14 protein-coding genes are annotated in these 12,387 nt (G+C 64.0%); 7 read left to right on the top strand and 7 right to left on the bottom strand.

From position 1 onward, the window contains the following. Positions 1–63: 63 nt before the first annotated feature. Positions 64–1,311: a branched-chain amino acid ABC transporter substrate-binding protein gene (locus E0501_RS01495; protein WP_137699579.1), complete on the bottom strand. Its 1,248-nt coding sequence runs from the start codon at positions 1,309–1,311 to the stop codon at positions 64–66. 584 nt (positions 1,312–1,895) lie between these two features. Here E0501_RS01495 and E0501_RS01490 point away from each other — a divergent pair. The 5 genes from E0501_RS01490 to E0501_RS01470 all read left to right on the top strand — a co-directional run bounded on the left by E0501_RS01490 (position 1,896) and on the right by E0501_RS01470 (position 5,719). Next, on the top strand, positions 1,896–2,396 hold the full coding sequence (locus tag E0501_RS01490; RefSeq protein ID WP_137699578.1) for a type III secretion system chaperone family protein: 501 nt from the start codon (positions 1,896–1,898) through the stop codon (positions 2,394–2,396). A gap of 30 nt (positions 2,397–2,426) precedes the next feature. Then, positions 2,427–3,242, top strand: a complete 816-nt coding sequence (gene proC / locus E0501_RS01485; protein WP_137699577.1) for a pyrroline-5-carboxylate reductase — start codon at positions 2,427–2,429, stop codon at positions 3,240–3,242. Continuing rightward, a complete protein-coding gene (locus E0501_RS01480; protein ID WP_137699576.1) occupies positions 3,235–3,573 on the top strand; it encodes a tRNA-binding protein in 339 nt (112 codons plus the stop codon). The genes proC and E0501_RS01480 overlap by 8 nt, the downstream gene beginning before the upstream one ends. Then, entirely contained in the window at positions 3,570–4,520 is a 951-nt protein-coding gene (locus E0501_RS01475) for a 2-hydroxyacid dehydrogenase (protein WP_170222758.1), read from the top strand. The genes E0501_RS01480 and E0501_RS01475 overlap by 4 nt, the downstream gene beginning before the upstream one ends. A 77-nt stretch (positions 4,521–4,597) precedes the next feature. After that, the gene (locus tag E0501_RS01470; protein ID WP_137699574.1) at positions 4,598–5,719 is read left to right on the top strand and encodes a beta-ketoacyl-ACP synthase III; all 1,122 of its coding nucleotides are present in this window, start codon (positions 4,598–4,600) and stop codon (positions 5,717–5,719) included. A 9-nt stretch (positions 5,720–5,728) separates the two neighbouring features. Here E0501_RS01470 and E0501_RS01465 read toward each other — a convergent pair whose 3' ends face one another. After that, the gene (locus tag E0501_RS01465; protein ID WP_137699573.1) at positions 5,729–6,499 is read right to left on the bottom strand and encodes a 2-keto-4-pentenoate hydratase; all 771 of its coding nucleotides are present in this window, start codon (positions 6,497–6,499) and stop codon (positions 5,729–5,731) included. Continuing rightward, complete coding sequence (locus E0501_RS01460) at positions 6,499–7,089, bottom strand: thymidine kinase (RefSeq protein ID WP_137699572.1); 591 nt, start codon at positions 7,087–7,089, stop codon at positions 6,499–6,501. The genes E0501_RS01465 and E0501_RS01460 overlap by 1 nt, the downstream gene beginning before the upstream one ends. Positions 7,090–7,462: 373 nt before the next feature. Between E0501_RS01460 and E0501_RS01455 the strand changes: the two genes are divergently transcribed. Both E0501_RS01455 and E0501_RS01450 read left to right on the top strand, forming a co-directional pair. Continuing rightward, positions 7,463–7,918 carry a hypothetical protein gene (locus E0501_RS01455; protein ID WP_137699571.1) on the top strand — a complete coding sequence of 152 codons (456 nt, stop codon included), beginning with the start codon at positions 7,463–7,465 and terminating at the stop codon, positions 7,916–7,918. After that, on the top strand, positions 7,899–8,783 hold the full coding sequence (locus E0501_RS01450) for a helix-turn-helix transcriptional regulator (protein WP_137699570.1): 885 nt from the start codon (positions 7,899–7,901) through the stop codon (positions 8,781–8,783). The genes E0501_RS01455 and E0501_RS01450 overlap by 20 nt, the downstream gene beginning before the upstream one ends. A gap of 357 nt (positions 8,784–9,140) precedes the next feature. On the opposite strand, the gene argE is transcribed toward E0501_RS01450, so the two are convergent. From argE to E0501_RS01430, 4 genes are all read right to left on the bottom strand, one after another. After that, on the bottom strand, positions 9,141–10,277 hold the full coding sequence (gene argE / locus E0501_RS01445; protein ID WP_137699569.1) for an acetylornithine deacetylase: 1,137 nt from the start codon (positions 10,275–10,277) through the stop codon (positions 9,141–9,143). Continuing rightward, positions 10,274–11,212: a LysR family transcriptional regulator gene (locus E0501_RS01440; protein WP_137699568.1), complete on the bottom strand. Its 939-nt coding sequence runs from the start codon at positions 11,210–11,212 to the stop codon at positions 10,274–10,276. Before E0501_RS01440 ends, argE begins: the two co-directional genes overlap by 4 nt. Then, a complete protein-coding gene (locus tag E0501_RS01435) occupies positions 11,209–11,886 on the bottom strand; it encodes a DUF1028 domain-containing protein (RefSeq protein ID WP_137699567.1) in 678 nt (225 codons plus the stop codon). The genes E0501_RS01440 and E0501_RS01435 overlap by 4 nt, the downstream gene beginning before the upstream one ends. Positions 11,887–11,951: 65 nt before the next feature. Beyond that, positions 11,952–12,368, bottom strand: coding sequence for a RidA family protein (locus E0501_RS01430; protein ID WP_137699566.1), 417 nt, complete (start codon positions 12,366–12,368; stop codon positions 11,952–11,954). Between the last annotated feature and the right edge of the window lie 19 nt (positions 12,369–12,387).

The following is a 12,387-nucleotide window of genomic DNA, read 5'->3' as shown; positions in this document are numbered from 1 at the left end:
GTTCAGATGTCGGATGAAAGGCCCGGGCGCGGGGTGCCGCGCCCGGAATCTGATCGGATCGCCTTACGGGCGCTCCATCTCACAGCTGGTCGGCAGGGCCTCGCCGGCTGCAGCGATCGAGTTCTCATATTTCAGGCCAAAGCCCGAATTATCCATGTCGAACGGCGCTTCGACCTGGGTATGCGCATAGATATGCACGTCCTGGATCAGCTGATGGTCGCTGGCCCGCATGGTCATCGGGTTGTTGCTCCACAGGCTGTCGTTGAAGGTCATGCCTTCCAGTGCATTGGCCACTGCAACAACATCGGTCGCGGTGCCGGCCTCGTCGATCGCCATGGCCAGCATCTGGATCACGTTGGTGATCCGCGATTGGCTGATGTTGCCATCGGGATACTTGGCCTTGAACGCCTTCTGGTATTCCTGTGCCTCGGGCTTCTCGGGCGGCGCATCGCCACCTTCCGCCACGAGTTTCAGGGTACCGACCCCGGCTTCCCCGAATGCCGCGGTGATCCCGTCAGCCGCCGCATAGTAGGTATAGATCGGGCCTTCGAAACCGTTGTCGATGATCGCCTTGCCAAGGCCCAGCATGTCCGAGCCCCAGTTGCCGGTAATCACGGCATCGGCGCCCGACGCGGTGATCTTGCGGGCATAGGGGGTGAAGTCCTTGACCTTGCCGATCGGGTGCAGCTCGTTGCCGACGATCTCGATGTCGGGGCGCTTGGCACCCAGCATGCTGACGGCGGCCGATGCCACGGCCTTACCGAACGAATAGTCCTGGCCGATGATGTACATCTTCTTGATGTCTGGGTTCTGCGCGATCACGTCGGTCAGCGCGTCCATCTTGATGTCGGCATTGGCGTCGAAACGGAAATGCCAGAAGTTGCACTTCTCGTTGGTCAGCGCCGGATCGACGGCCGAGTAGTTCAGGAACAGAACGCGGCTGTCGGGGTTACGCTCGTTGTGCTTCTTGATCGCATCGGTCAGCGCGTTCGCCACGCCCGAGCTGTTGCCCTGCACGATGTAACGGATGCCCTGGTCGATCGCGACCTGCAGCTGGATCAGCGATTCCTTGGGGCTGATCTTGTTGTCGAAGGGCACGATCTCGAAGTTGGTGCCGCCCAGAACGCCGCCTTTTTCGTTCACCAGCTTCTCGGCTGCGAATTCATACTGGTGCAGGCCGTTGGTGCCGGTCGCCGCGAAGGGCCCCGACAGCGGGTCGATGAAGGCGATCTTGACGTTCTCGGCCAGGGCGCCGGTCGCGGCAAGACCCGCAACAGCCACGCCAAGCGCGAGTTTCTTGATGGATTTCATGTGATTTCTCCTCCCATGGATTAAATCGTTTTGGTCCGCTGGACTTGTCGTCGTCCTTGGCACGGTTGATGCGCCGCTGCGCCCCCTCCGGCATTCTCCATATGCCTTGTGGTTCTGTCGCGGGGGTACGGCTAAATAAGGTTCTCGTGTTTTTCTCCCTCCCTCTCCGGACGGGTTGTTCCGACCGTGCGCTCCGGTTTCCGTGCCAAGAGGCATGAACCATTAAGAAAACCCGAACCGCGCAACTCAAGCCTTTGTTGCGCCCTGACCCCATTACGTAGCGTCAGAATGCCGCGTCCCGCATCCGGCGCGCCGAACCACAGGCCCAGACTACTGCCGACAGGTGACACGGCTCAACCGCGCCGTCATCACAGTTGCGGCACGGCGATATGCTCACGTTTTGTGTCTCAACCTGAGAAATCCACAACTTATTGAGGTTATCCCCAACAAATGGCTTTACAGGTGGGCCTTCACCCCTCACCATATCTCGTATGAGGCGGGGCATTCGCCCCAGTTTCTAGAGCAGGCACCTAGCGCTTGGGGCGCTGCCAGACCCACGCGCTAATAACCAAAGAGGTGGCGTCATGGCACTCAGCGAGCAGTATCTCGAAGACGAGATTCATCCAATCGACATCGTCGAAACCCTGGCCGCGCATCACGACTGGGATTTCGACCGGATCGCCGATGACCAGATCGCGATGGCCGTCGAAGGGCAATGGCGGACCTACTCCATCACCCTGGCCTGGTCGCCCTACGACGAAACCCTGCGCATGGTCTGTTCCTTCGAAATGGAGCCGCCCGAGGACCGGATTCCGGCCCTTCTCGACGGTCTCAACGCCGTCAACGATCAATGCTGGGCCGGCGCCTTCACCTACTGGGCCGAACAGAAACTGATGGTCTACCGCTATGGTCTTGTCCTGGCCGGCGGGCAGATCGCCAGCCCTGAACAGATCGACACGATGATCGGCGCCGCCGTTCTCTCGGCCGAGCGCTTCTACCCGGCCTTCCAGCTGATCGTCTGGGCCGGCCGCAGCACCGAAGAGGCGCTGCAAGTCGCCATTGCCGAGGCCTACGGCCGCGCGTAACACTGTCCCCCGCAACGAAAGGGGGACTAAATGAACATGGATGACATTGCCCGCCGCGGGCTCGTGCTTCTGGGCTGCGGCAAGATGGGGTCGGCCATGCTGCAGGGCTGGCTTGAAGGCGGCCTGCCACCCACATCCGTGCATGTCCGCGATCCCGCCCCGTCCGACTGGCTCAAGGGCACAGGCGTGCACATCAACGCCGATCTGCCTGACGCCCCCGCCATCGTTCTGATCGCTGTCAAACCCCAGATGATGCAGGACGCCCTCCCCGTCATCGCCCCCATGGGCAACGCCGATACGCTGTTTTTGTCGGTGGCCGCCGGAACCCCGATCGCAACCTATGAACGCGTGCTCGGCGACAAGACGCCGATCATCCGCGCCATGCCCAACACCCCGGCCGCCGTGGGCCGCGGCATCACCGCGATCATCGGCAACACCCAGGCCACCGCGGCGCATCTCGACGCCGCCGAAAACCTGCTCTCCGCCGTGGGCGAGGTGGTCCGCCTGCAATCCGAAGCCCAGATGGATGCGGTCACCGGCGTCTCCGGCTCTGGTCCGGCCTATGTCTTTCACCTGATCGAATGCCTGGCCGCCGCCGGCGCTGCGCAGGGCCTCGCGCCCGATCTGGCGATGCGGCTGGCCCGCGCCACCGTGGCCGGTGCCGGTGCGCTCGCCATGGAATCTGGCGAAAGCCCCGAACAGCTGCGTATCAACGTCACCTCGCCCAACGGCACCACCCAGGCCGGGCTCGAAGTGCTGATGGACCCAGCCACCGGGCTGCCCCCGCTGATACAGAAAACCGTGGCCGCCGCCACTAACCGCTCAAAGGAGCTCGCCAATGGCTGAGATCGGTTTCGATGATTTCCTCGCCGTCGATATCCGCGTCGGCACCGTCACCAGGGCCGAGCCCTATCCCGAGGCCCGAAAACCCGCGATCAAGCTCTGGGTCGATTTCGGCGACGAGGTCGGCGAAAAGAAATCTTCGGCCCAGATCACCGCGCATTACACGCCTGAAACCCTTGTCGGCAAACAGGTGATCGCCGTGGTGAATTTCCCGCCGCGCCAGATCGGCAAGTTCATGTCCGAATGCCTTGTCCTCGGGCTGTCCGACGAAAACGGGGGAATCGTGCTACTATCGCCGGACAAGCCTGTCCCGAACGGAGGTCGCATGCATTGACCCGGCTCCTGATCACGCGTCACCACCCGGATGCGGTTCTCGCTGCCGCGCGCGAGATCGCCGAAGTTACCGTGCGCGACAGCAATGACCCGCTCTCGTCCGCGGAGTTGCACGCCGCGCTCACCGATTATGACGCGGTGCTGCCCACGCTGGGCGACATGTTCTCGGAAGAGATCTTTGCCGCCGTGCCCGACCCCCGGGCGCGCATCCTGGCCAATTTCGGCGTCGGCTATAACCACATCGATGTCGAGGCCGCCCGCCACCGCGGCATCACCGTCACCAACACGCCCGGCGCCGTCACCGATGCCACGGCCGACATCGCACTAACGCTCATGCTGATGAGCGCCCGGCGCGCCAGCGAAGGCGAGCGGCTCTTGCGCGCGGGAAAATGGCAGGGCTGGCACCCGACGCAGCTCCTGGGTCTTCATGTCACCGGCAAAACCGTGGGCATCATCGGCATGGGCCGTATCGGCCAGGCCATCGCCCGGCGCTGCCATTACGGCTTCGGCATGAAGGTGATCTATGCCAACCGGTCCGAGAAACGCATGGAGTTTCCCGCCGAACAGATGTCGCAACACGAACTGGCCCGCCACGCCGATGTCGTCGTCGTGGCCGTGCCGGGCGGGCGCGAAACGCATCACCTGATCGGGGCGGGTTTTCTGGGCTCGATGCGCCCGCACGCGCATCTCGTCAACATCTCGCGCGGCGACGTAATCGACGAATCCGCCCTGATCGACGCGCTGGAACAGCGCCGCATCGCCGGTGCCGGTCTCGATGTCTATGAACACGAACCGAATGTGCCCGACCGCCTGCGCGCACTTGAGAACGCAACGCTCTTGCCGCATCTCGGCACCGCCGCGCTCGACGTGCGCCAGGCGATGGGCCTGATGGCGATCGACAACCTGCGCGCTCATCTGAACGGGGAAACGCCGCCCAACGCGTTGTGAGCTTGCGGCAGGCGTTCTCCCCTTGATTTCCACGGCGCCGTCGGGTGATCTGTTGACCAATTTCAGGGAGGGGTCCCATGTATCAGCCAGCCATCACAGGCACCGGCGTCTTCACGCCGGAAAACGTCATCACCAATGACGAGCTTGTCGAAAGCTTCAACAAATATGCCGAGAAATGGAACGCCGATCACGCCGACGAGATCGCGGCTGGTACGCTCGCGCCCATGGAAATGTCCTCCACGGAATTCATCATCAAGGCCTCTGGGATCGAGCAGCGCTACGTGCTTGAAAAAGAGGGTGTGCTGGACCCCGACCGGATGTATCCGCATTTCCGCCAGCGCAGCGATGACGAACCGGGCCTTATGACCGAGATTGCCCTGAACGCCTGCCAGAAGGCGCTGGCCCAGGCCGGCATCGACGCCTCCGAGATCGATCTCGTGATCTGCGCGGCCTCGAACATGGAACGCGCCTATCCTGCGGTCGGTGTCGAGATCCAGAAGGCCATCGGCGCCGGCGGGTTTGCCTTCGACATGAACGTCGCCTGCTCCTCGGCCACCTTCGGCATCCAGGCCGCCGCCGACATGATCCGCGCGGGCAGCGTGAAAAAGGCCATCGTCGTCAACCCCGAGATCACCTCGGGCCATCTCGAATGGCGCGACCGCGATTGTCACTTCATCTTCGGCGATGTCTGCACCGCCACCGTGCTTGAGCGTGAAGAAGACGCCAAGGGCCCGCACTTCCGCGTGCTCTCGACGCGCTGTGCGACCGAGTTTTCCAACAATATCCGCAACAACAACGGTTTCCTGCGCCGCAATCGCCCCGACGGCATGAAAGATCGGCGCGACATGCAGTTCATGCAGAATGGCCGCAAGGTGTTCAAGGAAGTGCTGCCGATGGTGTCGGCCCATATCGCCAGTCACATGGCCGAAGAACATGTCGAGGCCTCCGACCTCAAACGCCTCTGGCTGCACCAGGCCAACAAGACGATGAACGATTTCATCGGCAAGAAGGTCCTGGGCCGCGATCCCGAACCCGGCGAACAACCCAACATCCTGCAGGACTATGCCAACACTTCCTCGGCCGGCTCGATCATCGCCTTTTCCAAGTATTCCGATGACCTGCAACCAGGCGACAAGGGCCTGATCTGCTCATTCGGCGCGGGCTACTCCGTGGGCTCGGTGCTGGTCGAGCGGGCCTGACGCCCGCCGCTAGGCTAGAATCTCCAAGGCCACCTGCCCGAGAGCTCCGAACCGCGCTTCCACCCGCTTGCCCGGCTCGGCCTGCACCACATCGCAGATCAGCCCCGTGGCGATCACATCGCCCCTGCGCAACCCCTTGCCCCGCGCGCTCAGGTCATTGGCCAGCCAAACCAGAACCTCTGCCGGATCGCCCAGCGCATTGGCGCCGATGCCCTCGGTCACCCTGGTGCCGTCTGCCCAAACCTGCACCGTCTCGGCTTTCAGGTCCCTGGCTGGCTCAAACCGCATCGCCTGCCCAACCACCAGACCGCGGTTGATCACCCCGTCCGCGACCAGCCATTCGGGCGCCTCTCGCAAATCGCCCGGCAAGCGCTTGTTGACCCATTCGATCACCGGCATCACCTCGCCCGCCGCCGCCAGAACCTCGTCCCGGCCATAGGGCGCCTGCCGCGGCGGCAGATCCCGCGCCATGCGGAACCCGATCTCGGCCTCCAGGATACCCAAATCTCCCGCGACCATCGCGATCTCCGCCCCGTCCTGCCAGATGCAGTCGGCAAAGACCGGTCCGGCCAGCGGTGCGTCCACCCCGCAAAGCGCCTGCGCCCTGGCCGAGGTCAGCCCCACTTTCCAGCCCGCGACGGGCACGCCCATCGCCACGGCCATCGCCTCCTGAATGGCCAGCGCCTGCGCCATCGAAGGCTGCGCGCCGGGATAGCGTTCCAGCTTGCGGCCCGCCTGCCGCGCCTCGGCCAAAACCCGGCCGACTGCCTCGATCTCCATCACGTCACCTCCCTGTCGCCCACGGCCTCGCGCCAATGGCGGCGACACAGGCTCACATAGGTTTCGTTGCCGCCAATCTGCACCTGCGCCCCGTCGCGCAGCGCGCGGCCATCTGGCCCCATGCGCACCACCATGGTGGCCTTCTTTCCGCAGTGGCAGATCGTGCGCACCTCGCGCATCTCGTCGGCCAGCGCCAGAAGCGCCGCCGAGCCCGGAAACAGCTCTCCGCGGAAATCTACCCGCAGACCATAACACATCACCGGCACGCCCAGGTCATCGACCACCCGAACCAGTTGCCAGACCTGTTCCTTGCTCAGGAACTGCGCCTCGTCGATGAACACGCAGGCCACCGCGCCAGCGGCCTGTCGCGCCTCGATCCGGGCAAACAGGTCATCCTCGGGCGCGAACGTGTCGGCCGTTTGGGCAATTCCGATCCGGCTCGCGATTCGCCCCGGCCCCGCCCGGTCATCCAGTTGCGCCGTCAGCAGGTAGGTTTCCATGCCCCGCTCACGATAGTTGTGCGACGCTTGTAAAAGCACGGTCGATTTGCCCGCGTTCATCGTCGAGTAGTTGAAGTAGAGCTTGGCCATGTCTGCGGTTTTCGCCGCTCCGATCCGCCAATGCAAGATCACGCAGACATGGACCGTGTGCGGACAGGGCCGACAGCCACGGGGTAACGGGCAATTGCGTGCAGGACTGGCCACTGGGGATGGAGCTTGCACGCGCCCGTTCGTTGTTTCCGTGCCCGCCGTGCCGGGGATGACTGGCACCCGCGACACCAGGCGCAATTTCTGCGCCGGGCCCTGCCTCTGACCGGCGCGTTTTACGGCGCCGGACCCTGCTGTACCCGATCGCTCGGGCATAATTCATCAATGACATCCGCGAACAAAAAGACTAATGGGAAAAGGCTTAACGATTTCCCCGCGCGGGCAAGGCGGGGTGAAGAACAGGGACGAAACTGACATGACAGGCATTGGCAGCTATCTGAAAAAACATACCGAGGCCTTGGTAAAGGACGTCGGCATCGAGCCGGCCTGCGAACTGACGGGCAAGTCGAAGGCGACGCTCGGACGGTACTATTCCGATAGTGACGAACATGCCGACCGGTTCATGCCAATCAACGCCGTCGCCGCGCTGGAAGAGGCCGCCTCCTATCCGCATGTCACCTCGGCACTGGCCGAGTTGAAGGGCATCACGCTGAGCTATGACGACCGCCGCAAGAACACGAGCCGCGGCGGCGTGAATTCCGACGTGATCGCGTTGTCGCAGCGCTTTGCCATGCTGATGGCGGAATACCAGCAATCCATCGAGGATGGCGTGATCACCGTGAACGAAGCCAAACGCCTCCTGAAAGAAACCGTTGCCCTGCAACAGGTGCTGATCGACATGAAGCTGCACCTTGAACACGAAACGGGCTGACCCTGTGGATCGTCCGGGCCCGGAACGCAGGCTGATTGAAGCCGAGCGCTACACGCCCGAGCTCCTGCACCGCTTCCTGGCGGATCTCGAAACCACCGGGCATTCGCGTGATGTCTGGGCCCTGATCGTCGGGCTCGGCAAGCAGCTGAACCTGCCCTATATCGACTTCATCTCGGCCAGTTCGCTGGCCGATTTCCGCAAGACGCTGTTCATCCGCACCTCCTACGATTCGACCTGGCTGAACGAACTCAACCGCGATCCCGATCTGCACCGCTGGTCCTATTTCCGCAGCCACGCCATGCACCACCTGACACCGATCATGGTCGGGATCGAGTTCATCGACGAATACCATCATATCCCCGCCAAGCGGGCCGAGATTCTGCGCCGCGCCGCCAAGCACGGCATCCGCGCGGGATTTTCCATCCCGTTGCGCGTGCATGCCCCGCCGCAGGCCGCGCTGCTCACCTTTTCGGGCAATCACTCTCGACGTGACATGATAGCCATCGTCAAGGCCCACGGCTGGACACTGAACGTCGCCGCCCTGGCCGCGCATCAACGCTACGTGATGCATTTCGCCGCCGAGTTTCCCGAACGCAACCACGTCTCGCCCAAGCAAACGGAACTGCTCGAACTGATCGGGCAGGGCCTCCAGGACAAACAGATCGCCGATCAACTCGGAATTTCCATCTCCGCTGTGCGCCAGCGTCTGCACACGCTGATGGAGAAAACCGGCCTGAGCACCCGGACGGAACTGGCCACGCTGGCCATGGGGCTCGGCATTCTGCCCGATCCACTGCATGGTCCCGGAAACGATGCCGATGAAGTGCTGATCGAAATGGACGAAGGCGGCATTCACCGGCGTTGATCATGCCCGACAATAGGGGCATCCCCTGCGGGATGCCCCGATTTGATGAAATGCCTTCGTGTATGATTTTCCTGCCAGCGGGCAAGGGATACATGCTCCGCCACGGCAGAAATGCCTGTCGGGAAGATCATCGCCGCATCAGTCAGGCACCCGATGGACGAGAGGGCTTCGGTCTGGGGAACATCCACCCCCGTCTCCGCGATCTTCCCACTAATTACAGAATACCCGTTAACCTTTTTCTCCGCGGACCGATTACGCGCTCATCCACGTCCCGCGGCGTGACGATTCTGACAGGCTCATCGCCATAACCTGTCATTTCTTATAGGTTTTCGGCGCGGATCATCCCAACTTCCCGACTCACCCTGCCCTTAGCCGTGCCAGCATCCGATCCAGCATCGCATCGCACTGCACCAGCTGGTCGGCCTCGATGAACTCGTCAGGCTTGTGTCCCTGCGCCATTGATCCCGGCCCGCACACAACCGATGCGATCCCATGTGCCGCGAAATGCCCGGCCTCGGTGCCATAAGACACCTTTATGGTCTCGGCCTCAGGCAGAAGGGACTGGCACAAAGCCAGCGCCGCGCTGTCTTCGGGCGTCGCCAGCCCCGGATAGCCGCCCGTCTCCTCGATCTCCAGCGATGCCGCCCCGCCGGTTCGCGCCGCGATCTCCCGCCCCGCCTCGCGCAGCCGGGCGATGATCGCTCCGGGTGCATCCGCCGCCAGGTTGCGGATCTCGAACATGATCTCGGCGCGGTCCGGCACGATGTTCAGCGCCCTCCCCCCCTGCATCACCCCCGCATGCACCGTCGAGAAGGGCGTCGAATAGCCCGCCTCGCGCGCACCCTCGCGCATCAACCGCGCCTGTTCCTGCCGAAGCGCCCCGATGAAATCCGCCGCCAGGTGCAGCGCGTTCGCATAGTCCGGCGCATCCGATGAATGCCCGGCCTCGCCCCTTGCCACCGCGCGCAGCGCCGTCTTGCCTTTGTGTCCCGTGGCAACCTGCATCTGCGTCGGCTCGCCCACGATACAGATATCGGGTCGCCCCACCGTTTCGTCGATCTGCGCCAGCATCTCCGGGATCCCGCGACATCCGATCTCCTCATCCCACGAAAACGCCAGTTTCAGCGGCTGCTTCAACCCTTCTGCACGTTCCGCCGCGCTCAGCATCGCCGCCAGGAACCCCTTCATGTCGGTCGTGCCCCGCCCATAGACGCGGCTCCCCTCGCGCCGCAGTTCAAAGGGATCCGCGGTCCAGTCCTGTCCGTCCACCGGCACCACGTCGACATGGCCCGATAACATCACACCCCCTGGGCCCTCCGGCCCGACCGAGGCGAAAATCCCGGCGCGATCCCCGCTTTGCGCTTCGATCCGCCAAACCCGCGCGCCCACTGCCGCCAGCACGTTTTCGATATAACCGATGATCTCGCCATTGGGGGTGTCGGTCAGCGATGGAAACCCGATCAACCGCTCCAGGTGCTCCAGCGTGCGCGTCATGCTCTCTCTCCCGCCGGCTCGATTCCCGGCACATTGCCAGCCGTCACATAATCCCGCGCATGCGCGACAAAGGCCCGGATGCCCAGCAGCGCCTCGGCCCCCTTTGCCATCACCAGGCCCAGCTGCATCGGCCGCACCCCACCCGCCAGCGGCACGAAGACCAGCGGCTTGCCGTCCGGCGCGCGGTCGCTCAGCGGGCGGATATTGGCGATGCCATAGCCATAGCCATTGGCCACCAGGCTGCGCATCACCGCCATGTCGCGCGTGCGCTCAGCGATTTTCGGCCGCGCGCCCGTCTCGGCAAAGAACGACAGGAAATACTCGGCCGAGTGCGGCAGATCCAGCAGGATCATCGGATGATCTTTCAGGTCCTCCACCGTGACCTCGGGCAGCTCCGCCAGCGGGTGCGATCGCGCCATCACCGCAAAGGGCCGCAACGCCACCAGCGGCACGAAGTGCAGATCCTGCGGGATATCCAGGTCATAGCTCAGCGCGACATCGATTTCGGCGCTGCGCAGCCGTTCGAAAATCTCCAGCTGATGCAACTCGAACTGGCGCACCTGCACATCGGGATAGCGGCTTTCGAACCCGCGCCGCAGCCCGGGCAGGATGATCTGCGCGAAGGTAAGCAGGCAGCCCACCGCCAGCGGCCCGCGCACCGTGCCCGCGATATCGCCGGCCAACCGGTTCAGCGCCTCGGCCTCGTCCAGCACCCGGCCCGCCTGCGCCAGCATCTGCCGCCCCGCCTGGGTCAGCGACAGCCCCTGCGCGCGCTTTCGCACAAAGAGCGTCAGCCCCAACGCTTCCTCCAACTGTGCGATCGCGGTCGAGATCGACGGCGACGAGACATTCACCAGTTCCGCCGCCCGCGCGATCGAGCCGGTCTTGCCGACGGCCGCGAAATATTCCAGCTGGCGCAGCGTGACGCGGTTCATTCGTCCCCCGGCACTCCATAAGACGGCGCCGCCTCGGGGTTCAGCGCCCGGGTCACGTAGTCGCGCAGCTGCGGCTTGTAGACCTCCCAGGCCCGCGCCACCGCCTCGATCGGGCAGCCCTCGTCGATCCAGTCGCATCGCAGCTCGGCGACCGGCCAGGACACGTCATCGACCAGCAAGAGGCCCGCCGAATGCACCGGTCCTGCCTCGCCGCCCGCTGCCAGCCCCGCGCGCATCGCGGCAATCAGCCGGTCGCCCAGGTGGCCCTCCGCCGCCTCGAACCCCGCCACGATCGCCGCCGGCACGCCGTCATTGGCCAGAAGGTTGCCACCACTGGCCACGTCGCGGCCCTCGGCCTGGGTCCAGATCCCCAGCGAATTGGGCCCTGAATGGATCGCCGTGCGCCCCTGCCCGTCGATTGCCAGCACCTGCCGGTACTCGATGTAACGCCCGCAGCGCTGCACCTCCTCGATCGCTTCGCCCGCGCTCAGGCCCCGTCCCATCACATCCAGCGCCAACGGCCCCAGCGTCGGGTCGGTCACGTTCTGGCTCGCCACCGCGCCGACACCCGCGCGCGCATAAGCACAGCGCGCCGCCACCGCCGGCGACGACGATGAAATCGCAACGCCGAACATGCCCGTCTCCGCACAACGCGCCACCAGTGAAAATGTCATCTCCCCGCTCCTTCATCTTGCCGGAAATACTCCGGGGGTGCGGGGGCAGCGCCCCCACGCAGCTCTCAATCCGGAATCACCGCCGTAGCGTCGATCTCGACCAGCCACTCGGGCCGCGCCAGCGCCTGCACCACCAGCCCGGTCGAAACCGGGTAGACCCCTTTGATGTATTCCCCCATCGTCCGGTACACAGCCTCGCGGTGGCGCACATCGGTGATGTAGACCACCACCTTCACCAGGTGCTCCATGCTGCCGCCGGCCTCCTCGATCAGCTGGCGGATGTTCTGCATCACCTTGTGGGTCTGCTCGGCCGGGTCATGGCTGTCGATGTTCCTCGCATCGTCCAGGTTCTGCGGACATTGCCCGCGCATCCACACCGTGCGCCCGCCCCGCGTGACCACCGCCTGGCACAGGTCATTGTCCAGATTCTGTTCAGGGTAGGTGTCTTTCGTGTTGAACTTGCGAATTCGTTCATGCGCCATCGTCACAGCTCCCAATTCG

Origin of the sequence: Marimonas lutisalis (assembly GCF_005434965.1) — a bacterium.
Lineage (GTDB): Bacteria > Pseudomonadota > Alphaproteobacteria > Rhodobacterales > Rhodobacteraceae > Marimonas_A > Marimonas_A lutisalis.
Note: the sequence above shows the minus strand (reverse complement) of the source record. Positions and strands in the feature narration are given on the sequence as shown.

What these genes read in the sequence shown, in the direction of transcription:
- E0501_RS01495 (WP_137699579.1), bottom strand. Translation starts at nt 1,311, where the DNA reads ATGAAATCCATCAAGAAACTCGCGCTTGGCGTGGCTGTTGCGGGTCTT.
- E0501_RS01490 (WP_137699578.1), top strand. Translation starts at nt 1,896, where the DNA reads ATGGCACTCAGCGAGCAGTATCTCGAAGACGAGATTCATCCAATCGAC.
- proC (WP_137699577.1), top strand. Translation starts at nt 2,427, where the DNA reads ATGAACATGGATGACATTGCCCGCCGCGGGCTCGTGCTTCTGGGCTGC.
- E0501_RS01480 (WP_137699576.1), top strand. Translation starts at nt 3,235, where the DNA reads ATGGCTGAGATCGGTTTCGATGATTTCCTCGCCGTCGATATCCGCGTC.
- E0501_RS01470 (WP_137699574.1), top strand. Translation starts at nt 4,598, where the DNA reads ATGTATCAGCCAGCCATCACAGGCACCGGCGTCTTCACGCCGGAAAAC.
- E0501_RS01465 (WP_137699573.1), bottom strand. Translation starts at nt 6,499, where the DNA reads ATGGAGATCGAGGCAGTCGGCCGGGTTTTGGCCGAGGCGCGGCAGGCG.
- E0501_RS01460 (WP_137699572.1), bottom strand. Translation starts at nt 7,089, where the DNA reads ATGGCCAAGCTCTACTTCAACTACTCGACGATGAACGCGGGCAAATCG.
- E0501_RS01455 (WP_137699571.1), top strand. Translation starts at nt 7,463, where the DNA reads ATGACAGGCATTGGCAGCTATCTGAAAAAACATACCGAGGCCTTGGTA.
- argE (WP_137699569.1), bottom strand. Translation starts at nt 10,277, where the DNA reads ATGACGCGCACGCTGGAGCACCTGGAGCGGTTGATCGGGTTTCCATCG.
- E0501_RS01440 (WP_137699568.1), bottom strand. Translation starts at nt 11,212, where the DNA reads ATGAACCGCGTCACGCTGCGCCAGCTGGAATATTTCGCGGCCGTCGGC.
- E0501_RS01435 (WP_137699567.1), bottom strand. Translation starts at nt 11,886, where the DNA reads ATGACATTTTCACTGGTGGCGCGTTGTGCGGAGACGGGCATGTTCGGC.
- E0501_RS01430 (WP_137699566.1), bottom strand. Translation starts at nt 12,368, where the DNA reads ATGGCGCATGAACGAATTCGCAAGTTCAACACGAAAGACACCTACCCT.